General features: G+C 55.8%; 18 protein-coding genes and 1 pseudogene. 4 read left to right on the forward strand and 15 right to left on the reverse strand.

Annotated elements, in window-relative coordinates:
- From fkpB to DD606_RS26615, 5 genes and pseudogenes are all read right to left on the reverse strand, one after another.
- Positions 1-450, reverse strand: a complete 450-nt coding sequence (gene fkpB, locus DD606_RS00395) for an FKBP-type peptidyl-prolyl cis-trans isomerase (protein ID WP_003856450.1) — start codon at positions 448-450, stop codon at positions 1-3.
- A gap of 116 nt (positions 451-566) precedes the next feature.
- Positions 567-1,067 carry a signal peptidase II gene (gene lspA / locus DD606_RS00400; RefSeq protein ID WP_003856452.1) on the reverse strand — a complete coding sequence of 167 codons (501 nt, stop codon included), beginning with the start codon at positions 1,065-1,067 and terminating at the stop codon, positions 567-569.
- A complete protein-coding gene (ileS, locus tag DD606_RS00405) occupies positions 1,067-3,883 on the reverse strand; it encodes an isoleucine--tRNA ligase (RefSeq protein WP_109948596.1) in 2,817 nt (938 codons plus the stop codon). The genes lspA and ileS overlap by 1 nt, the downstream gene beginning before the upstream one ends.
- A gap of 45 nt (positions 3,884-3,928) precedes the next feature.
- Complete coding sequence (gene ribF / locus DD606_RS00410; protein ID WP_003856456.1) at positions 3,929-4,855, reverse strand: bifunctional riboflavin kinase/FAD synthetase; 927 nt, start codon at positions 4,853-4,855, stop codon at positions 3,929-3,931.
- Positions 4,856-4,862: 7 nt separating this feature from the next.
- Positions 4,863-5,068 (reverse strand): annotated as a pseudogene (locus tag DD606_RS26615) (DUF2575 domain-containing protein); the annotation flags it as partial.
- Positions 5,069-5,183: 115 nt separating this feature from the next.
- Here DD606_RS26615 and rpsT point away from each other — a divergent pair.
- Positions 5,184-5,447 carry a 30S ribosomal protein S20 gene (gene rpsT, locus DD606_RS00425; protein ID WP_003856458.1) on the forward strand — a complete coding sequence of 88 codons (264 nt, stop codon included), beginning with the start codon at positions 5,184-5,186 and terminating at the stop codon, positions 5,445-5,447.
- 58 nt (positions 5,448-5,505) lie between these two features.
- Here the strand turns inward: rpsT and nhaR are convergent, their stop codons facing one another.
- The 4 genes from nhaR to dnaK form a co-directional block, all read right to left on the reverse strand.
- Positions 5,506-6,405 (reverse strand): transcriptional activator NhaR, encoded by a 900-nt coding sequence (gene nhaR, locus DD606_RS00430; protein ID WP_003856462.1) that lies wholly within the window; start codon positions 6,403-6,405, stop codon positions 5,506-5,508.
- 58 nt (positions 6,406-6,463) lie between these two features.
- On the reverse strand, positions 6,464-7,639 hold the full coding sequence (gene nhaA / locus DD606_RS00435; RefSeq protein WP_022650383.1) for a Na+/H+ antiporter NhaA: 1,176 nt from the start codon (positions 7,637-7,639) through the stop codon (positions 6,464-6,466).
- A 173-nt stretch (positions 7,640-7,812) separates the two neighbouring features.
- Positions 7,813-8,958, reverse strand: coding sequence for a molecular chaperone DnaJ (dnaJ, locus tag DD606_RS00440; protein ID WP_008502040.1), 1,146 nt, complete (start codon positions 8,956-8,958; stop codon positions 7,813-7,815).
- Between the two features lie 87 nt (positions 8,959-9,045).
- Positions 9,046-10,959, reverse strand: coding sequence for a molecular chaperone DnaK (gene dnaK, locus DD606_RS00445; protein WP_003856470.1), 1,914 nt, complete (start codon positions 10,957-10,959; stop codon positions 9,046-9,048).
- A gap of 295 nt (positions 10,960-11,254) precedes the next feature.
- On the opposite strand from dnaK, the gene satP reads away from it, so the two are divergent.
- Entirely contained in the window at positions 11,255-11,821 is a 567-nt protein-coding gene (gene satP, locus DD606_RS00450; protein WP_109948597.1) for an acetate uptake transporter, read from the forward strand.
- Here satP and DD606_RS00455 read toward each other — a convergent pair.
- The 3 genes from DD606_RS00455 to tal form a co-directional block, all read right to left on the reverse strand.
- Complete coding sequence (locus tag DD606_RS00455) at positions 11,798-13,120, reverse strand: MFS transporter (RefSeq protein ID WP_003856476.1); 1,323 nt, start codon at positions 13,118-13,120, stop codon at positions 11,798-11,800. The genes satP and DD606_RS00455 overlap by 24 nt on opposite strands.
- 121 nt (positions 13,121-13,241) lie before the next feature.
- Positions 13,242-13,829: a molybdopterin adenylyltransferase gene (mog, locus tag DD606_RS00460; protein WP_003856479.1), complete on the reverse strand. Its 588-nt coding sequence runs from the start codon at positions 13,827-13,829 to the stop codon at positions 13,242-13,244.
- Between the two features lie 110 nt (positions 13,830-13,939).
- Positions 13,940-14,893 (reverse strand): transaldolase, encoded by a 954-nt coding sequence (gene tal, locus DD606_RS00465; RefSeq protein WP_003856481.1) that lies wholly within the window; start codon positions 14,891-14,893, stop codon positions 13,940-13,942.
- 262 nt (positions 14,894-15,155) lie between these two features.
- Here tal and DD606_RS00470 point away from each other — a divergent pair, with 262 nt between their 5' ends.
- Both DD606_RS00470 and yaaA read left to right on the forward strand, forming a co-directional pair.
- Positions 15,156-16,589 (forward strand): sodium:alanine symporter family protein, encoded by a 1,434-nt coding sequence (locus tag DD606_RS00470; RefSeq protein ID WP_129258065.1) that lies wholly within the window; start codon positions 15,156-15,158, stop codon positions 16,587-16,589.
- 66 nt (positions 16,590-16,655) lie between these two features.
- Complete coding sequence (gene yaaA, locus DD606_RS00475; protein ID WP_022650381.1) at positions 16,656-17,429, forward strand: peroxide stress protein YaaA; 774 nt, start codon at positions 16,656-16,658, stop codon at positions 17,427-17,429.
- Positions 17,430-17,460: 31 nt separating this feature from the next.
- On the opposite strand, the gene DD606_RS00480 is transcribed toward yaaA, so the two are convergent.
- From DD606_RS00480 to thrB, 3 genes are all read right to left on the reverse strand, one after another.
- Positions 17,461-17,748 carry a DUF2502 domain-containing protein gene (locus tag DD606_RS00480; RefSeq protein ID WP_003856489.1) on the reverse strand — a complete coding sequence of 96 codons (288 nt, stop codon included), beginning with the start codon at positions 17,746-17,748 and terminating at the stop codon, positions 17,461-17,463.
- A gap of 246 nt (positions 17,749-17,994) precedes the next feature.
- Positions 17,995-19,281: a threonine synthase gene (gene thrC / locus DD606_RS00485; protein ID WP_109948598.1), complete on the reverse strand. Its 1,287-nt coding sequence runs from the start codon at positions 19,279-19,281 to the stop codon at positions 17,995-17,997.
- 3 nt (positions 19,282-19,284) lie between these two features.
- Positions 19,285-20,214 carry a homoserine kinase gene (gene thrB / locus DD606_RS00490; protein ID WP_022650380.1) on the reverse strand — a complete coding sequence of 310 codons (930 nt, stop codon included), beginning with the start codon at positions 20,212-20,214 and terminating at the stop codon, positions 19,285-19,287.

The following is a 20,214-nucleotide window of genomic DNA, read 5'->3' on the forward strand; positions in this document are numbered from 1 at the left end:
TCAGGCCTCCAGTGCCGGATCGATCTCCAGCACTTCTACATCAAAATGGACAGTGCGCCCGGCAAGCGGATGGTTGAAGTCAACGGTAATCGAGTCGCCGTTGATTTCGCGGATCACGCCAGGCATTTCGCTGCCGTCCATAGCGGTAAAGAGCATAATTGCCCCGATCTCCGGTTCACCCGCGTCCATAAACTCACGACGGGAGAAGTACTGGATCAGATCCGGGCTTGGCACGCCAAACGCGGCATCCGGCTCCAGCGAAAAGGCTTTTTTCTCACCCTCTTTCAGACCGAGAAGCTGCTGCTCAAGACCTTCAGACAGGGAGGTATCGCCAAGACGAAACAGGGCTGGTTTGCCGTTGTTGCGGGTGGATTCGGCCGTAGAGCCGTCATCCAGCTTCAGCGTAAAGTGAACGAGAACCGCGCTGTTGCTCTGTACGGATTTAGACATGCAAATTGCTCGCTTGTTTTGGGTCACCTGTTGCCCGGTGGCGCTACGCTTACCGGGCCTACGGGGGCCACAAATTCTGTAGGCCGGGATCGCTACGCGTCACCCGGCTGGTTTTGTTACGCCTGCTCTTTCGCTGCCGGTTTAGGCAAGAAGCCTTCCAGCACGATTAACGCCGCACCAACGCATATTGCGCTATCGGCGAGGTTAAAGGTCGCGAAGTGCCAGTCGCCGACGTAGAAGTCGATCATATCGACCACAAAGCCGTGCCACAGGCGGTCAAACAGGTTACCCAGCGCGCCGCCAATAATCAGCGCGTAGGCGATGTTATTCAGCTTTTGCGTGGCCTTCGAGCGGTACATCAGCACCGCCAGCACGACGCAGATACCGATAGCGATACCCGCGAAGAACCAGCGCTGCCAGCCACCGCTGTCGGCAAGGAAACTAAACGCCGCACCGTAGTTGCGGGCGTAGTGCAGGTTAAGCGACGGGAATAGCGGGACCGTATCCCCCAGAGCGAAATTCTGGAGGATCAGGAACTTGCTCCCCAAATCAATAATCAGCACCACTACCACCAGCCACAGCCAGCGCAGTCCTGTTGAACAGAGAGTTTTACTCATCAGGCAAACTTACGTTTTTCGCCGTCACCGGCGACGTTGCTTACACAGCGTCCGCAGATGTCTGCGTGTTCCGCCACCTGACCGACATCGGTAGTGTAATGCCAGCAACGCGGGCATTTCTCACCGTCGGCTTTGCTCAGTGCGACCTTCAGTCCTTTGAGCAGTTCGCTCTGCTGAGCATCAGCAGACGCCTCGGCATAATCCGCAACTTTCGCACCGGAGGTCAACAGGACAAATCGTAATTCATCGCCCAGCGCGGTCAGCTTCGCGGCCAGCTCAGGCTCTGCGTACAGGGTCACCGTCGCTTCCAGAGAGCCACCGACTTTCTTGTCAGCGCGCGCCTGCTCGATAACCTTGTTCACTTCGCCACGCACTTTCAGCAGCTCGTCCCAATAGGCATCGTTCATCGCTTCGGTGCTGGAGAGATCGAACAGACCTTCATACCACTCGCCGGTGAAGACATACTTCTCACGGTCGCCCGGCAGGTAACCCCAGATTTCATCCGCGGTGAAGGACATGATCGGCGCCATCCAGCGCACCAGCGCTTCTGCGATGTGGTACAGCGCAGACTGACAGCTGCGGCGCGCCACGCTGTCCGCTTTCGCGGTGTACTGACGGTCTTTAATGATGTCGAGGTAGAACGAGCCCATCTCGATGGAGCAGAAGCGCATCAGGCGCTGCACCACTTCGTGGAAATCGTAAGACTCATACGCTTTCAGGATATCTTCCTGCGCCGCTTTCGCGCAGCCTACCGCCCAGCGATCGAGCACGACCATCTCTTCCGGCTTCACCATATCTTTTACCGGATCGAACCCGTTCAGGTTCGCCAGCAGGAAGCGCGCGGTGTTACGGATACGACGATAGCTGTCGGCAGCACGCTTCAGGATCTCGTCAGACACCGCCATTTCGCCGGTGTAGTCGGTAGAGGCTACCCACAGACGCAGGATGTCCGCGCCCAGCTTGTTCATTACGTCCTGCGGCGAAACGGTGTTACCGATGGACTTGGACATCTTACGGCCCTGACCATCCACGGTGAAGCCGTGAGTCAGTACCTGACGGTAAGGTGCTTTGCCCTTCATGGCGGTGGAGATCATCAGGGATGACATGAACCAGCCGCGGTGTTGGTCGGAGCCTTCGAGATACATGTCGGCAGCGTGACCGGCGAACTCAGGGCGCACGTCAACCACAGAGGCATGGGTTGAACCGGAGTCGAACCACACGTCCAGGGTATCCGGCACTTTCTCGTAGTTGTCCGCGTCCGCGCCCAGGATGTCGCGGGCGTCGAGATCCCACCACGCCTGAATGCCGTCAACTTCAACGCGTTTCGCCACTTCTTCCATCAGTTCCAGGGTGTTCGGATGCAGTTCCTGCGTCTCTTTGTGCACGAACAGCGACATCGGCACGCCCCAGGTGCGCTGACGGGAGATACACCAGTCAGGACGGTTAGCCACCATGGATTCGATACGCGCCTGGCCCCAGTCCGGGATCCACTGCACGCCTTTGATCTCTTTCAGAGACTGCTCGCGCAGGCCCTTCTGATCCATGCTGACGAACCACTGCGGGGTCGCACGGAAGATGATTGGCGTCTTGTGACGCCAGCAGCACGGATAGCTGTGCTGCATTTTTTCAACGTGCAGCAGCGCGCCGCTGGTGCGCAGCATGTCGACAATAATGTCGTTCGCTTTGAAGACGTTGATGCCGTCCAGCGCCGGGTAGGTGCCAGGCAGGTAGGAGCCGTCCGGCCCAACCGGGTTGGCGATTTCCAGACCGTACTTCAGGCTGATGTTGTAGTCGTCAGGGCCGTGGCCACCGGCGGTATGTACCGCACCGGTACCCGCGTCCAGCGTTACGTGGTCGCCCAGAATCGCCGGAACGTCGAAGTCCAGGAACGGGTGTTTGAAGCGCATCAGTTCCAGCGCGTCGCCTTTTACGGTGCCCAGCACGGTGTAATCGGTGATGTTCGCGCGTTTCAGTACGCTTTCGACCAGGTCTTTCGCCAGGATAACCGCACGGCCATCAATCTGCACCAGCGCATACTCAAACTCGCCAGAGAGGGAGATCGCGCGGTTAGCAGGCAGCGTCCACGGGGTGGTTGTCCAGATAACCAGCGAGACTGGACCGCTTACCCCAGGCAGACCAAATTTAGCTTTGATCGCATCCTGATCGACCGCTTCGAACGCCACGTCGATAGAAGGCGAGGTTTTGTCGTAATACTCTACTTCCGCTTCTGCCAGCGCAGAACGGCAGTCCACGCACCAGTGCACCGGCTTCGCGCCTTTGTGCAGGTGACCGTTACCGATGATTTTACCCAGCGCACGGATGATGTTGGCTTCGGTTTTGAAATCCATGGTCAGGTACGGATGCGACCAGTCGCCCAGCACGCCCAGACGGATAAAGTCAGCGCGCTGACCGTTAACCTGGGTGGCAGCGTATTCGCGGCATTTCGCGCGGAATTCTGCGGCGGTGAACTTCTCACCCGGCTTACCGTACTCTTGCTCCACTTTCAGCTCGATTGGCAGACCATGGCAGTCCCAGCCCGGAACGTAAGGCGAGTCATATCCCGCGAGTCCTTTGGACTTCACGATAATGTCTTTCAGAATCTTGTTTACAGAGTGACCAATATGAATGCTGCCATTCGCATATGGAGGGCCATCATGCAGAATGAAGGTTTTTTTGCCTTTTTTGGCTGCACGAATGATGCCGTACAGGTCATCATCGGTCCAACGCGCCAGCATTCCCGGTTCACGCTTGGCGAGATCGCCGCGCATCGGGAACCCTGTTTCCGGCAAATTCAGGGTTGATTTATAGTCACTCATCAGATTCTCGGTTCCGTATTTATCACGTAGGCAGTTAAGCCGGTTCTAAAGCCCAAAAAACTCGCGGGCCGTTAATTCATCTCGCGCGATTTGCGCCTTAAGTTCATCCAGCGAAGCGAATCGCTGTTCATTGCGTATTTTTTTACGCAGTATCACATCTATATGGCGACCATACAGGTCCATTACAACGTCCAGCAGGTGTACTTCTAACTGTTGACGCACACCGGCAACCGTTGGACGTGTGCCAATGTTGGCGACGCCGTAGAAAGGCTTCTCGCCCAGTCCTGCCACTTCCACCGCATAGACCCCTTTAACCGGGGAGACCTGACGACGCAGCGGTATATTCGCCGTCGGGAAACCTATCGTGCGGCCCAGCGCATCGCCATGGACCACGCGACCTGAAATCGTGAACGGGTGACCCAGCAGCGTTTCTGCCGTGTCCAGTTCATCGTTCGCCAGCGCCTGACGTACCGCCGTGCTGCTGACGCGCACGCCGCCCTCGCAGAAGGTCATTGTACTGGTGACGTCAAACCCGTACTCCAGGCCAGCCTTCTGTAATAACAAGAAATCGCCCTGACGACCAGCGCCAAAGCGGAAATCATCGCCCACGGCGAGAAACTGCACGCCAAGCTGCCTGACCAACAGGTCGCTGACAAAATTTTGTGCGGTCAGCGCGGCAAAACGACGGTCGAACCGTACACACAGGACGTAGTCCACCCCTGACTCCGCCAGGTAGCGTAACTTCTCACGCAGACGCGTCAGCCGCGCGGGGGATTTCTCGCCTGCAAACAGCTCCAGCGGCTGAGGCTCGAAAATCATCACCACGACGGGCAGGCCTCGCGCCTCGCCTTCTTTACGCAATCCCTGCAACAGCGCCTGATGCCCACGATGCACGCCGTCGAAATTACCAATGGTCAGCACGCACCCGTGCGGGGCTTGACTGAGATTATGTATGCCGCGTATCAGCTTCATGACTGGCTCAAAACAGTGAAAATCGCCAAAGTATACCTTGTACAGCGGTTAAGGTTAACCGGCGATTGTTCACGCTAAACAGAAAGCCGTATGATTTCATCACGCTGACCTTTCACAGCAAAAAAATCTGCCCGCCAACTGCGATTTTTACGCCGAAAAGCTGTATTCACGAACGACAAGCTGGTAGAATCCTGCGCCATCACTACGTAACGTAGCGTCGCCACATTAACGGCGCTTATTTGCACAAATCCATTGACAAAAGAAGGTATAGAGGGCATATTCCTCGGCCTTTGAATTGTCCACATAGATCATATTTGGGAGTTGGACCTTGGCTAATATCAAATCAGCTAAGAAACGTGCCGTTCAGTCTGAAAAGGCTCGTAAGCACAATGCAAGCCGTCGCTCTATGATGCGTACTTTCATCAAGAAAGTATACGCAGCAATCGAAGCTGGCGACAAAGCTGCAGCGCAGAACGCATTTAACGAAATGCAACCAATCGTGGATCGTCAGGCTGCTAAAGGTCTGATCCACAAAAACAAAGCAGCGCGTCATAAAGCAAACCTGACCGCGCAGATCAACAAACTGGCTTAATCGCCACTTGTTGTTGCTTGTTTGAAAGAACCCGCTTAACGCGGGTTTTTTTATGCCTTCAGATTGCCGGCGGCGTAAACAGCGCCGAGTAGTCCCGGTTGCAGATTCGCTGCACCGCCGGATGCTGAATCATCCTTTCGGCGAATATGGCGTGATACTCTTCCATCACGTTATCCACCCTGCCAATCTCGGTAATCTTGTCGTCTGAATAGAGATCGTGCGCATACAGCGTCGGGGCAACGAAGATAGCGTTGTGCGCCTCGCCAAAGGCTTTCATCAGCGCCGCATCGTCGAACTCACCGAGAATTTCTACGTTTAGCCCCTGCGAATTAAACCAGTTCAGCAGCTTACGTCCGAGCATGGACCGCCTCCCCGGAACCAGCAAGCGGCGCTCTTCCAGGCAAGCCGGAAACGGTTTTTCCGGCGGTGGATTGATGCACCAGAAACTGACACCGCATTCGCCAATTTTCACCGAGAACAAGCCTTCCTGCTGCGTGGAATCGATAGGACAATCCGAAATAATCATATCCAGCTTATGCTGGCTCAGCTGTTCCAGCAGCATCTCGTGAGTGGACTCAAAGCAGCGTAAATGTATCTGTTCATCTTCCACCACCGCCGCATCCAGCACACCGCTTACCAGCCGTTTGGACAACGCATCCGCCACGCCCACGTCAAAGAGCAGGTTCGACTCTTTGCGATAGTTAACGATATCCAGCATCTCCTGGCTCAGGGTGAACATCTTGTCCGCATAGCGGAATACCAGTTCACCCAGCTCGCTCGGCTCAATGCCACGCCCTTTCCGCTTAAAAAGCTTTCCCTGCAAGCGCTCTTCCAGGGCTTTGATTTGCCCGGTGATAGTCTGTGGCGTCAGGTAGAGCGCCTCTGCGGCACCCACGACCGAGCCCTGCTTGTAGACATGCCAGAAGTAATAGAGATGGTTATAGTTCAAATGAGACATCACGTTTTCACTCCCTGATAGTTTATCGGGAGAAGGCTTCCCTTCTCCCGGTTTCCTGTTATGCCTGGACAGCCTGTCCGGACAACTTCACCTTCAACAAGGTGTAACCCATAACCGCGGCCAGGAACGACCCGATAAGAATGCCGAGTTTCGCCCAGACGATAAGCTCAGGCGCGCTTGCGCCAAACGCCAGCGTCGAGATAAAGATCGACATGGTGAATCCAATACCGCACAGCACGCCAACGGCCATAATCTGGCTAAAGGTGGTTCCGTTTGGCAATGACGCCAGCTTCAGCTTCAGCGCCAGCCAGCAGAACAGGCTGATGCCCAGCGGCTTACCAATAAACAGACCGGCGATGATACCCAGCGGCAGCACAGAGGTGAGTCCGTCCAGGGTAACCCCGGCCAGGGAAACACCCGCGTTGGCAAACGCAAACAGCGGCAGGATCATAAAACCCACCCACGGATGAAGCACATGCTCCAGCTGTCTGGCAGGCGATTTGCCGTCCTGTTCCTTCAGCGGAATAAAGAAGCCAACGATGACGCCCGCCAGCGTGGCATGCACGCCAGACTTCAGCACCGCCGTCCACAGCACCATCCCCACCAGAATATAAATCCCCGTGCGTCGAACGTTGAAGACGTTCAGCAACGCCAGCACCGCAATAGCCACGGCCGCCACGCTCAGCGACAGAACGGACAGATCGCTGGTGTAGAACAGCGCGATAATCACGATAGCGCCAAGATCATCGATAATCGCCAGCGCCATCAGGAAAATTTTCAGTGCTACCGGGACGCGGCTACCGAGCAAGGCTAAGACCCCGAGCGCAAACGCGATATCCGTTGCGGCCGGGATCGCCCAGCCGTCACGAGCAACCGGATCCTGCCACGCAAATGCGAGAAAGAGCAACGCCGGAACGATCATCCCGCCAATAGCCGCGATCACCGGAAACGCCGCACGCTGACGGCTGGCAAGCGAACCGCTCACCAGCTCACGTTTAACTTCCAGGCCCACCAGCAGGAAGAACACCGCCATCAGCGCATCGTTGATCCACAGCAGCATGTTCTTATTAATTTCCAGCGCCCCGACCTTCAGCTCGACGGGCGTTTCCAGAAATGCGTGATAGAGATCGCGTGTCATGCCCATATTGGCGAGCAGCATGGCAGCCGCAGCAGCAATAATCAGGATAACGCCGCCGGATGCCTCACTGCTAAAGAAACGGTGTAGTAATTTCACGTTTAAACTCTCTTTTACAACAATACCTCGGTAAAACCATAATATCAGCGCAAACAGATCGGTAAAAACAGATTAATATTGGTTATAGATTCAGTTTAACCGAGGTATAACGCTATAAAGCAAAAAGCCCGGAATCGCTTCCGGGCTTTAAATGATAGTAACCAGCTGGCGGGTTAGCGGGTTAAATCGTCGAAGAATTTTTTGACGCCATCGAAGAAGCTTTTGGAGCGCGGGCTGTTTTTCTCACCTGTCGGGCCACCAAAGCTTTCCTGAAGCTCTTTCAGCAGCTGTTTCTGCTTATCGTTCAGGCCGACCGGCGTTTCCACGACCACGCGGCATAACAGGTCACCCTGCGCGCCACCGCGAACGGATTTAACGCCTTTGCCGCGCATGCGGAACAGTTTCCCGGTCTGGGTTTCGCCAGGGATTTTCAGGTTAACGCGACCGTCCAGCGTCGGCACTTCGATTTCGCCGCCCAGCGCCGCCATCGCAAAGTTGATCGGCACTTCACAGTACAGGTTGTTACCTTCACGCTCGAAGATGGCGTGCTGCTTCACCTGAACCTGAACGTACAGATCGCCTGCCGGTGCGCCGTGCTCGCCGGCTTCACCCTCACCTGCCAGACGGATGCGGTCGCCCGTATCGACGCCTGCCGGGATCTTAACGGACAGCGTTTTGGTTTTCTCCACGCGACCGTGACCATGACATTTGGTGCACGGATCTTTAATCAGCGTACCGCGACCATGACAGTGCGGACAGGCCTGCTGCACCGCGAAGAAGCCCTGGCGCATCTGCACCTGACCGGAACCGTGACAGGTTGGGCAGGTCTGTGGCTGAGTCCCCGCTTTCGCACCGCTGCCGTGGCAAACGTCACACTCTTCCAGCGTCGGAATACGGATCTCTTTGGTGACGCCACGAACCGCTTCTTCCAGCGTCAGGTCCATGTTATAGCGCAGGTCTGCGCCGCGCGCCGCGCGCTGACGGCCACGCCCGCCACCGAAGATATCGCCAAATACATCACCAAAGATATCGCTGAAATCAGCGCCGCCGCCGAAGCCGCCGCCACCAAATCCACCGCCGCCCATGCCGCCCTGTTCAAAGGCCGCGTGTCCGTACTGATCATAGGCCGCACGTTTTTGTGCATCGGTCAGGACTTCGTAGGCTTCTTTAATCTCTTTAAATTTGGCTTCAGCCTCTTTGTCACCCTGATTACGGTCAGGGTGGAATTTCATGGCCAGGCGCTTATACGCCTTTTTGATTTCACGCTCTTCCGCAGTTTTCGGAACGCCTAAAATCTCGTAATAGTCTTGCTTTGCCATTGGTTTTTTTAAGCCCCTTAACATGCGAGCACGGGCGTGGAGAATTCTCCTACGCCCGTGCCGATTACTTACCCTGCATCAGGGCGATTATTTTTTGTCTTTCACTTCTTCGAACTCAGCGTCGACAACATCGTCGTCTTTCGCGTTGTTCGCCGAAGCATCAGCGCCCGCCTGCTGCTGTGCGTGCTGCTGCTGAGCGATTTCCATCAGCTTCTGAGAAACCTGTGCCAGCTCCTGCATCTTCGCTTCGATGTCCGCTTTGTCTTCGCCTTTCAGAGACGTTTCCAGCGCGCTCAGTGCAGTTTCGATTGCAGTTTTGTCTTCCGCTGGCAGTTTATCGCCCGCTTCTTCAACCTGCTTACGGGTGCTGTGCAGCAGATGGTCACCCTGGTTACGGGTCTGAACCAGCTCTTCAAACTTACGGTCGGATTCCGCGTTAGCTTCGGCATCACGAACCATTTTTTCGATTTCCGCTTCGTTCAGGCCAGAAGATGCCTTGATGGTAATCTTCTGTTCTTTACCGCTGTTTTTGTCTTTCGCAGACACGTGCAGGATACCGTCAGCATCGATGTCGAAGGTGACTTCGATCTGTGGCATGCCGCGTGGTGCCGGGTTAATACCGTCCAGGTTGAACTGACCCAGAGATTTGTTATCCGCCGCGCGCTTACGCTCACCCTGAATCACATGGATGGTTACCGCAGACTGGTTGTCTTCAGCGGTAGAGAACACCTGGCTGTGTTTCGTCGGGATAGTGGTGTTTTTGTTGATGAGCGGAGTCATCACGCCACCCATGGTTTCGATACCCAGAGACAGCGGGGTAACGTCCAGCAGCAGTACGTCTTTCACTTCACCGGTCAGTACACCACCCTGAACCGCAGCACCGATAGCAACCGCTTCGTCCGGGTTCACGTCTTTACGTGGCTCTTTACCAAAGAATTCAGCCACTTTCTTCTGAACCATCGGCATACGAGTCTGACCACCTACCAGGATAACGTCCTGAATGTCAGACACGGACAGGCCAGCGTCCTGCAATGCAACTTTCAGTGGCTCGATAGAACGGTTCACCAGGTCTTCTACCAGGCTTTCCAGTTTCGCACGGGTCACTTTGATGTTCATGTGTTTTGGACCGGTCGCGTCTGCGGTGATGTAAGGCAGGTTCACGTCGGTCTGCTGAGCGGAAGACAGCTCGATCTTCGCTTTCTCAGCGGCTTCTTTCAGGCGCTGCATAGCCAGCGGGTCGTTACGCAGGTCAATGCCCTGATCTTTCTTGAACTCGTCAACGAGGTAGTTGATCAGACGGGTATCGAAGTCTTCACCACCCAGGTGGGTATCACCGTTGGTTGCCAGAACTTCGAAGGTTTTTTCGCCGTCAACATCGTCGATTTCGATAATAGAAATATCGAAGGTACCACCACCCAGGTCGTAAACCGCGATAGTACGGTTGCCAACTTCTTTATCCAGACCGTAAGCCAGTGCTGCTGCGGTTGGTTCGTTGATGATACGTTTTACTTCCAGGCCTGCGATACGGCCAGCATCTTTGGTTGCCTGACGCTGAGCATCGTTGAAGTAAGCAGGTACGGTGATAACAGCTTCAGTTACCGGTTCACCCAGGTAATCTTCCGCAGTTTTCTTCATTTTCTTCAGCACTTCAGCAGAGATCTGCGGAGGTGCAGTTTTGGTGCCTTTCACATCAAGCCATGCATCGCCGTTATCGGCTGCGATGATTTTGTAAGGCATGATGGAAACGTCACGCTGAACTTCTTCGTCCTGGAAGCGGCGGCCAATCAGGCGTTTGATCGCAAACAGGGTGTTTTGCGGGTTTGTCACTGCCTGACGTTTAGCCGGCTGACCAACCAGAGTTTCACCATCCTGGGTATAAGCAATGATAGAAGGCGTGGTGCGATCGCCCTCGGCGTTCTCCAGCACACGTGCAGTAGTGCCATCCATAATCGCTACACAAGAGTTGGTAGTACCCAGGTCGATACCAATAATTTTACCCATCTAAACGTCTCCACTAAAAATTCAGTCAACATGTGGTTGTGTACCTGTAATAAGGGCAGAACGTGCTTTTTCAACTGCCCAGATTTGATTTTTTTCAGGTCCACACACTGCGGTTGCTTACAAGATGGGGTCACAACGGCATCCATCAAGGGGGAAGGATAAAAAATTTTTTAATTTCACCCCGATGAGATCATAGACGGCGTCGATGCCGCCCATTATGATGCCGCGCCCCGTCAGGGAGAACTGGCGCGGGTTTAACCATTTCACCATATTAATGATGATTTTTTGAGGACTTATGGGCAACACTAAGTTGGCTAATCCGGCTCCGCTGGGCCTGATGGGTTTTGGCATGACCACCATTCTGCTGAACCTGCACAATATCGGGATGTTCCCGATGGACGGCATTATCCTGGCGATGGGCATTTTTTACGGCGGTATCGCACAAATCTTTGCGGGCCTGCTGGAATATAAGAAAGGCAACACCTTCGGCTTAACCGCCTTTACCTCTTACGGTTCTTTCTGGCTGACTCTGGTCGCGATTCTGCTGATGCCTAAAATGGGCCTGGCGGAGGCGGCAAACGCCCATTTCCTGGGCGTGTACCTGGGACTGTGGAGCGTGTTCACCCTGTTCATGTTCTTTGGCACCCTCAAGGCGAACCGCGCGCTGCAATTCGTCTTCCTGAGCCTGACCGTCCTGTTCGCCCTGCTGGCCATCGGTCACCTGGCGGATAACGAAGGCATCGTTCACGTTGCCGGCTGGGTCGGTCTGGTTTGCGGCGCAAGCGCAATCTACCTGGCCATGGGTGAAGTGCTGAACGAGCAGTTCGACCGCACCATTCTACCGATTGGTGAAAAACACTGATCCCTCTGTCGTGCCCGCGTCGCGGGCACGACGTCCCTCTGACTGGCGAAGCCACATCCCCAATACCAGCCCCATCAGCGATAACGCCAGCACGTACCACGCAGGTGCAAGGGGCGACAGCCCCATCAACACCGTCACCACAATCGGGGTCAGCCCGCCGAAAATGGCATACGAGACGTTATAAGAGAAAGAGATTCCGGTGAAGCGTACCTCCGGCGGAAAGGCGCGGACCATCACGTACGGTACGGCGCCAACGACGCCCACACACAGCCCGACGACACCGTACAGCAGGAACAGCTGTTCAGGATGGGTGCCCGCAAGATGATAGAATGCCCAGCTCGACGCGGCCAGCAGCAGGCTGCCGACAATAAAGGTCACGCTGGCGCCGAAACGATCCGCCGCCAGCCCGGCGGCCAGACAGCCAAAGCAGAGCATAATTGTCGCGATACTGTTCGCCTGTAACGTCACGGCAGGCGCAAAACCGTACTGTTTTTGCAGCCAGACCGGCGACATCAAAATGACCACCACGATACCCGCAGACAGCAGCCAGGTCAGAAGCATCGACACGACTACCGCTTTTTTATGCCGCACTACTACGGTTTTCACCGGCAGTTCTTGCGCCAGCGCCTTCCGCTGCTGCATTTCCAGAAATATAGGCGTCTCCTGCAACCAGCGTCGCAGGTACATTGCCACCAGCCCAAACGCCCCGCCCAGCAGGAACGGTATACGCCAGCCCCAGTCGTGAACGGCCTGTTGCGTCATGCTGGTATTGATGATGGTTGCAACTACGGAGCCAAGCAGGATCCCGATCGTCAGCCCTGCGGTCAGCGTTCCGCACGCAATGCCGATGCGGCGCACCGGGACGTGCTCAGCGACAAACACCCACGCGCCAGGCACTTCCCCGCCGATGGCCGCGCCCTGGAGAATACGCATCAGCAGCAGCAATAACGGGGCGATAATGCCCATCGACTCATAGGTAGGCAAAAGGCCAATCGCCAGCGTCGGCACGGCCATAAGCAGGATGCTGAGGGTAAACATCTTCTTGCGCCCAACCAGATCGCCAAAGTGCGCCATGACAATGCCGCCCAGCGGACGCGCCAGATACCCGGCAGCGAAAATGCCGAAGGTTTGCACCTGACGCAGCCATTCCGGTATATCCGCCGGGAAAAACAGCGCCCCCACAACGGCGGCGAAGAAGACAAAGATGATGAAATCGTAAAACTCCAGCGCGCCGCCCAGGGCAGCGAGCGTGAGGGTTTTGTAGTCCTGTCGATTCAGAGGTCGGGTATTATGTGACATAGCGAACCATTGTGCATGTGTTGTGGATTATTTTTACAGCAATCGTAAAGAAAAAATTACTATATCGTAAATCCATTTACACGCTACTGCGGCTGGCGCTTATGTCACATTTTAATCATTTTCAGGAGATTGTTTCGCGGCGAGCGCTTTTAGGGCGAAATGCTGCTACCACGTTGCCGTCAGTTTCCACGTACGGACCGTCAAGCAGTTGTATACAATACGGTACACTTGCAAAGATACCGTGGACGATAACGCTTCCGTCCTCGGCTTTTACCCCTTCCAGCGTCTCTTTTATCGACTTCGGCTGCCCCGGCAGGTTCAGGATCAGCGCCTGTTTGCGGATCACCCCGACCTGACGGGAAAGAATGGCCGTCGGGACAAAGTGTAGACTGATCTGGCGCATCTGTTCACCGAAGCCCGGCATTTCACGATCGGCGATAGCCAGCGTCGCGTCCGGTGTCACATCGCGGCGCGCGGGGCCGGTGCCGCCCGTCGTCAGCACAAGGTGGCAGCTCATCTCATCCACCAGCTCACACAGGGTTTGCTCAATGATCGGCTGCTCATCCGGGATCAGGCGAGTCTGGATCTCAAACGGGGTAGTGAGCGCGCTGCCCAGCCACGCTTCCAGAGCAGGGATGCCTTTATCCTGATAAACACCGCTGGAGGCGCGGTCAGAAATCGACACTAAGCCGATGCGTAAGGTATTCATATCCATTCCATTCAAAAAGTACTGATTAAAGGGAATGATACACGCAGAGAGAAAATTCAGACAGAGGCGGGGGAAAGACGCGTGACCGGGAACCCGGTCACGCAGAATGATTACAGCAGGTCGCCGATCATTTTTTCCAGTTTTTCCTGGTCGATAGCAAACTTACGGATACCGTCCGCCAGTTTATCTACGGCCATTGGATCCTGGTTGTGCTGCCACAGGAACTCGGACTCGGTGATACGCTCAGGGCGCGCTTTCACTTCGCCGGTGTAAGACAGTTTACGCTCGATAGCACCTTCGCTTTCTGCCAGCTCTTTCAGCAGCGCAGGGGCGATGGTCAGGCGGTCACAGCCAGCCAGCTCGATGATTTCGCCGACGTTACGGAAGCTTGCGCCCATAACAACGGTCTCATAGCCGTGCTGTTTGTAGTATTCGTAGATTTCAGTCACAGAAATCACGCCTGGATCTTCAGACGCCGCGTACTCTTTCTTGTCGGTGTTGGCTTTGTACCAGTCCAGAATACGGCCCACGAACGGAGAAATCAGGTATACGCCAGCTTCGGCACATGCACGCGCCTGTGCGAAGGAGAACAGCAGAGTCAGGTTACAGTTGATGCCTTCTTTTTCCAGCTGCTCAGCGGCGCGGATGCCCTGCCAGGTAGAGGCCAGTTTGATCAGGATACGGTCGTTGCTGATGCCCGCATCGTTGTACAGTTTGATCAGGCGTTTTGCTTTGGCGATAGAGGCTTCGGTGTCGTAGGACAGGCGAGCATCAACTTCGGTAGAGATACGGCCAGGAACGAGCTTCAGGATTTCCAGACCGATGTTCACTGCCAGTTTGTCAGTGGCATCCACAACCTGCTGCGCGCGGTCATTGCTCTGTGCTTTTGCCCAGGTCACCGCCTCGTCGATCAGTTTGCGATACTCAGGGATCTGCGCGGCGTTAAGGATCAGAGAAGGGTTGGTTGTGGCATCCTGCGGCTGGTACAGCTTCATTGCCGCAATATCTCCGGTGTCAGCGACGACAGTGGTGAACTGACGAAGGGAGGTCAATTTATCCGTCATGATAGTGTTTCTCTTTTAACGTGCCCTGGATAATTCACACTACCGACAGCTTGCCAGCAGCGGAAAAATGACAGGTTTACTTGTTAGGGGGATGTAACCGGTCTGCCCTGATGATAACACGAGTGAGAGGCAGCGCAACCGCAGACAGTGCGCTTAGGCAGAGTATGATAAACTCAGAATATTAACAGGCTGCTAAGTAACAGCATGCACACTCAGTGGTAGCGCTTACATATTCACTTTGGCATCAACAAGAGGGACGTTAGTGCCTGATTTCTTTTTCATTATTAACGAAGTCCTCTGGGGTTCGATCATGATATACCTGCTTTCTGGAGCAGGTATCTGGTTTACGTGGCGCAGCGGGCTGATTCAGTTTCGCTATATCCGCAAATTTGGCAGAAGTCTGAAAAACAGCGTCACCCCACAGCCGGGCGGCCTGACATCGTTTCAGGCGCTCTGTACTAGCCTTGCCGCGCGCGTCGGCAGCGGTAACCTGGCCGGTGTCGCGCTGGCGATCGGCGCGGGCGGTCCGGGCGCGGTATTCTGGATGTGGGTGACGGCGATTATCGGTATGGCCACCTCCTTTGCTGAATGCTCGCTTGCACAGCTCTACAAAGAAAAAGACGGCAAAGGTCAGTTTCGCGGCGGTCCCGCCTGGTATATGGCTCGCGGGTTGGGAATGCGCTGGATGGGCGTTCTGTTCTCGATCTTTTTGCTGATTGCCTATGGCCTTATTTTCAATACCGTTCAGGCAAATTCCGTCGCCCACGCGCTGCGCTTTGCCTTTAATTGTCCGGAGTGGCTGACGGGCGGCGCGCTTGCCCTTCTCACCCTGCTGACCATTGTGACCGGGCTCAAAGGGGTTGCCCGCCTGATGCAGTGGCTGGTTCCGCTGATGGCGCTGCTGTGGGTGTCCACCAGCGTGATGGTATGCGCGATACATATTGACGAGGTGCCGAACGTCATCGTCACCATTTTCCAAAGCGCGTTCGGCTGGCGCGAAGCGGCTTCAGGCGCGTTGGGTTACACCCTTAGCCAGGCTCTCACTGCGGGTTTTCAGCGAGGCATGTTCTCCAACGAAGCGGGAATGGGCTCCACGCCGAATGCCGCCGCAGCGGCCGCATCCTGGCCCCCGCATCCCGCCGCGCAGGGCATTGTACAGATGATTGGCGTCTTCACAGACACCATTGTTATCTGCTCCGCCAGCGCGATGATCATGCTGCTGGCCGGTGCCGCTGAGCAACCGTCCGGTAGTACGGCAGGCATTCATTGGGTACAACAGGCGCTGGTCTCCCTCGTCGGCGGCTGGGGCGCGGGCCTTGTCGCACTTGTCGTGGGACTTTTTGCCTTTAGTTCCATTGCGGTGAACTATATCTATGCCGAAAACAACCTTATCTTCCTGAAAGTCAATTCGCGTCTGACCCGCAACGTCCTTCGCGCGGGTGTGCTGGGAATGGTTTTCGTCGGCTCCCTGCTCAGTATGCCGTTGGTCTGGCAAATAGCGGACGTCATCATGGCGCTGATGGCCATCACGAACCTGACGGCCATTTTGCTGCTTTCACCGGTTGTGGCGCTGATCGCGCGCGATTATCTGCGTCAGCGCAAGCTCGGCGTACAGCCCGTCTTTGACGCCTCACGCTATCCCGAAATCGAGTCACAAATTGCCCCTGGCACCTGGGATGATTTGCCGCGGCAATAACAGCTATCGATCAATTCAGGGCGATTTTTTGTTAAAGTCGCTCTAAATTTCCTGCAAGGACTGGATATGCTGATTCTGATTTCACCTGCCAAAACGCTCGACTACCAGAGCCCGCTCGCCACTGAGCGTTATACCCAGCCGGAATTGCTGGACTACTCGCAACAGTTGATCCACGAAGCGCGTAAGCTTTCGGCTCCGCAAATCGCTTCGCTGATGAGCATCAGCGATAAACTTGCCGACCTGAACGCCACCCGTTTTCATGAGTGGCAGCCTGACTTCACGCCCGCCAACGCCCGCCAGGCGCTGTTGGCCTTCAAAGGTGACGTCTACACTGGCCTGCAAGCAGAAACGTTTAGCGAAGCCGATTTCGATTTTGCCCAGCAGCATCTGCGCATGTTATCCGGCCTGTACGGGGTGCTGCGCCCGCTGGATCTGATGCAGCCGTATCGTCTGGAGATGGGTATCCGCCTGGAAAACGCTAAAGGTAAAGATCTGTACCAGTTCTGGGGCGATGTCATTACCGACAAGCTTAACGCGGCGCTGCAAGCCCAGGGGGACAACGTGGTGATCAACCTGGCCTCCGATGAGTACTTCAAATCGGTGAAACCGAAAAAGCTGGATGCGGACATTATCAAGCCGGTATTCCTCGACGAGAAAAACGGCAAATTTAAAGTAATCAGCTTCTACGCCAAAAAAGCGCGCGGTCTGATGAGCCGCTTCATCATTCAAAACCGCCTGACGAAGCCAGAGCAGCTCACCGGCTTTAACAGTGAAGGGTATTTCTTCGACGAGGCATCGTCAGGAAAAAACGAGCTGGTGTTTAAGCGTCACGAGCAATAAAAGACAACCCCGCCAGCTGGCGGGGTTTATGTTAATGGTGCTTCCGGTCCGGGCCCGGGCGGCGCTCGTCATGACGGTGGTGATCGTCACGATCGCGATGTTCATCGTGCGGACGCCAGTGGTTATCGCGCCAGTCATAGTGTGCTTTCCACCAGTCATGGTCGCGCCAGCGGCCGCCATCCCAGTAGTGCCCGTTATTATCCCGATCGCCAATTTGCAGTTTTACCGCGGGCACGAGGGTGATCTCAGCTGCCTGCACCGCCATGGGAGCGACCAGCATCAGTGAAAGCGCGATAAGTGCAGGTTTCAGGGTAGACATAGGTGACTCCTTATTCTTCTTGCCCAACGTGGGCCGATGTAAGGAGAGTACGTGATGGGAACGGGGGATGTTATTCTCTGCAATCCTAAACGCTAAGTGACCGCATTTATTGGGAATTTCTGCTTTTTTCCTGCTGTTTTTCTCCTTAATTTCTCCATAAAAAAGCCGGGTGGCGCTGCGCTTACCCGGCCTACGTTCTGAGCCGTTGTAGGCCCGGTAAGGCGTAGCCGCCACCGGGCAACAAACTTACGCTCGGGTCATCATCAGCTTACGCAGCGCGGCAAAGTCTGCGGGCAGCTCATGAGACAGCAGCGGCAGGTCGGCACGCTCGGCCAGCTCTTTTGGCAGCGGCAGCGTTTCCCCCAGGATCGCTTCCACACTCTCTTTGAACTTGGCCGGATGGGCGGTGCCGAGGAACAGGCCATACTCACCCGGTTGAAGCTGATCGCGCAGGGCACGATAGGCAATCGCCGCGTGCGGCTCAGAGGTATAGCCCACCGCTTTCAGCTCGCGCATGGTGGCTTTCGTGGTTTCGTCCGTCACCGCTGCGTAACCCAGATCTCCCAGACGCCAGACCTTACGGCGGAACAGCTCTTCCACACGCGGCCAGTTGTTAGGCTGTGACACATCCATCGCATTGGAGAGCGTGGCCTGAGTCGCGTTCGGCGCCCATTTTCCGTCCTTCAGGAAACGCGGCACGGTGTCGTTGGCGTTGGTGGCGGCGATAAAGCGCTTCACCGGCAGGCCGAGTGATTTCGCCAGCAGGCCTGCCGTCAGGTCGCCGAAGTTCCCGCTTGGCACGGAAACCACCAGCTGATTGCGCGCGCCCTGCGGCAACTGCGCCACCGCTTCGAAGTAGTAGCAGATCTGCGCCAGCAGACGGCTGATGTTGATGGAGTTGGCAGAGTTCAGCCCCAGCGCCGCCTTCAGCTCTTCGTCATCGAAGGCTTGCTTCACCAGCGCCTGACAGGCATCGAAATCGCCGTCGATCGCCACGGTTTCAATGTTGCCCCCAAGGGTGCAGAACAGTTTTTCCTGAAGCGGGCTGATTTTGCCTTTCGGATAGAGGATCACCACGCGGACGTTTTTCAGGCCGTAGAACGCATGGGCCACCGCCGCACCGGTATCGCCTGAAGTCGCGGTCAGAATGGTCACCGGTTTGTCGCCGCTGATGTGGGTCAGCATCTGCGCCATAAAGCGACCGCCGAAATCTTTGAACGCCAGCGTCGGGCCGTGGAACAGCTCCAGACAGCCAACGTCAGGCTCCACCTGCTTCACCGGCGCCGGGAAAGCAAACGCCGCACGCACGCGCTCTTCCAGCAGCTCCTGTGGGATTTCGTCGCCGATAAACGCAGACAGAATTTTGGTGCTGCGGGTGACAAAGTCCTGCTTCAGCAGTTCATCGATTTCGGTCAGCTGAAATTCCGGCAGGTCGTGGGGGAAGAACAGCCCCTGATTTTTGCCCAGCCCCTGCGTTACCGCCTGCGCAAAGCTGACCTGCTCGTTATGATCTTTAAGGTTGTAGAGTTTCATTCGTTATCCCAGTACTCGTGCGCCAGCCGTGTCCAGACGGCAAATATGAACAAAGCCTTCCTGATTTTGCAGGTAGTGTTTAGAGAGCCAGTCCGCCACGCGCTGCGCGGTGTCTGGCTTGTCGCATAAGGCGAACAGCGTCGGGCCGGAGCCGGAGATGCCGCACGCCTGTGCGCCGATATCCATGGATGCCTGTCGCGCTTCGTTAAAGCCCGGCAGCAGCTTCGTGCGATACGGCTCGGCAATAACGTCTTTCATCAGTTTCGCCGCCAGCTGCGGCTGTCGGGTGTAGCAGGCATGAATAAAGCCCGCCAGATGACGCCCGTGGGCAATACAGTCCTGACGACGATACTGCGCCGGCAGGATCGCACGCGCTTCGGCAGTAGACACTTTAATGCCCGGATAGGCCAGCACCCACAGCCACTCATCAAACCCTGGCACCTGCTGGCTGATGATGCCATTTTCTTCAATCATCAGCTGCATGCCGCCAAGGAAGCACGGCGCCACGTTATCATAATGAATGCTGCCGGAGATGCGCCCTTCCAGCTCGCCCATCAGCGCCAGCAGACGGCTGTTGTTCAGCGGCTTGCCGCAGTGCTCATTCATCGCCACCAGCGCGGCGACCACCGAGCAGGCGCTCGAGCCCAGCCCCGAACCAATCGGCATGCTCTTTTCCAGCGTCATGGCGACCGGCACGTTTTTGCCAATCTCCTGACAGAAGCGTTCCCAGCACTGATAAACGATATTCTCGCGCGGTTCAGACGGCAGCTTACTGGCGAAACGGCCGATGTTATTCAGGCTGAAGCGCTCTGCCGCCTCAACCGTAACCGTATCGCCCAGCAGCGAACCGTCCACCGGCGTTACCGCCGCGCCCAGCACGTCAAATCCGACGCTCATATTGGCGCTGGAAGCCGGGGCATATACTTTAACCAT

The sequence above is a fragment of the Enterobacter cloacae complex sp. GF14B genome (assembly GCF_004136805.1).
GTDB classification, from domain to species: domain Bacteria; phylum Pseudomonadota; class Gammaproteobacteria; order Enterobacterales; family Enterobacteriaceae; genus Enterobacter; species Enterobacter hormaechei_C.

Bases quoted from the DNA above. Each gene is read 5' to 3' on its own strand.
- fkpB (WP_003856450.1), bottom strand. From the start codon at position 450: ATGTCTAAATCCGTACAGAGCAACAGCGCGGTTCTCGTTCACTTTACG.
- lspA (WP_003856452.1), bottom strand. From the start codon at position 1,067: ATGAGTAAAACTCTCTGTTCAACAGGACTGCGCTGGCTGTGGCTGGTG.
- ileS (WP_109948596.1), bottom strand. From the start codon at position 3,883: ATGAGTGACTATAAATCAACCCTGAATTTGCCGGAAACAGGGTTCCCG.
- ribF (WP_003856456.1), bottom strand. From the start codon at position 4,855: ATGAAGCTGATACGCGGCATACATAATCTCAGTCAAGCCCCGCACGGG.
- nhaR (WP_003856462.1), bottom strand. From the start codon at position 6,405: ATGTCTCATTTGAACTATAACCATCTCTATTACTTCTGGCATGTCTAC.
- dnaJ (WP_008502040.1), bottom strand. From the start codon at position 8,958: ATGGCAAAGCAAGACTATTACGAGATTTTAGGCGTTCCGAAAACTGCG.
- dnaK (WP_003856470.1), bottom strand. From the start codon at position 10,959: ATGGGTAAAATTATTGGTATCGACCTGGGTACTACCAACTCTTGTGTA.
- satP (WP_109948597.1), top strand. From the start codon at position 11,255: ATGGGCAACACTAAGTTGGCTAATCCGGCTCCGCTGGGCCTGATGGGT.
- DD606_RS00455 (WP_003856476.1), bottom strand. From the start codon at position 13,120: ATGTCACATAATACCCGACCTCTGAATCGACAGGACTACAAAACCCTC.
- mog (WP_003856479.1), bottom strand. From the start codon at position 13,829: ATGAATACCTTACGCATCGGCTTAGTGTCGATTTCTGACCGCGCCTCC.
- tal (WP_003856481.1), bottom strand. From the start codon at position 14,893: ATGACGGATAAATTGACCTCCCTTCGTCAGTTCACCACTGTCGTCGCT.
- yaaA (WP_022650381.1), top strand. From the start codon at position 16,656: ATGCTGATTCTGATTTCACCTGCCAAAACGCTCGACTACCAGAGCCCG.
- DD606_RS00480 (WP_003856489.1), bottom strand. From the start codon at position 17,748: ATGTCTACCCTGAAACCTGCACTTATCGCGCTTTCACTGATGCTGGTC.
- thrC (WP_109948598.1), bottom strand. From the start codon at position 19,281: ATGAAACTCTACAACCTTAAAGATCATAACGAGCAGGTCAGCTTTGCG.
- thrB (WP_022650380.1), bottom strand. From the start codon at position 20,214: ATGGTTAAAGTATATGCCCCGGCTTCCAGCGCCAATATGAGCGTCGGA.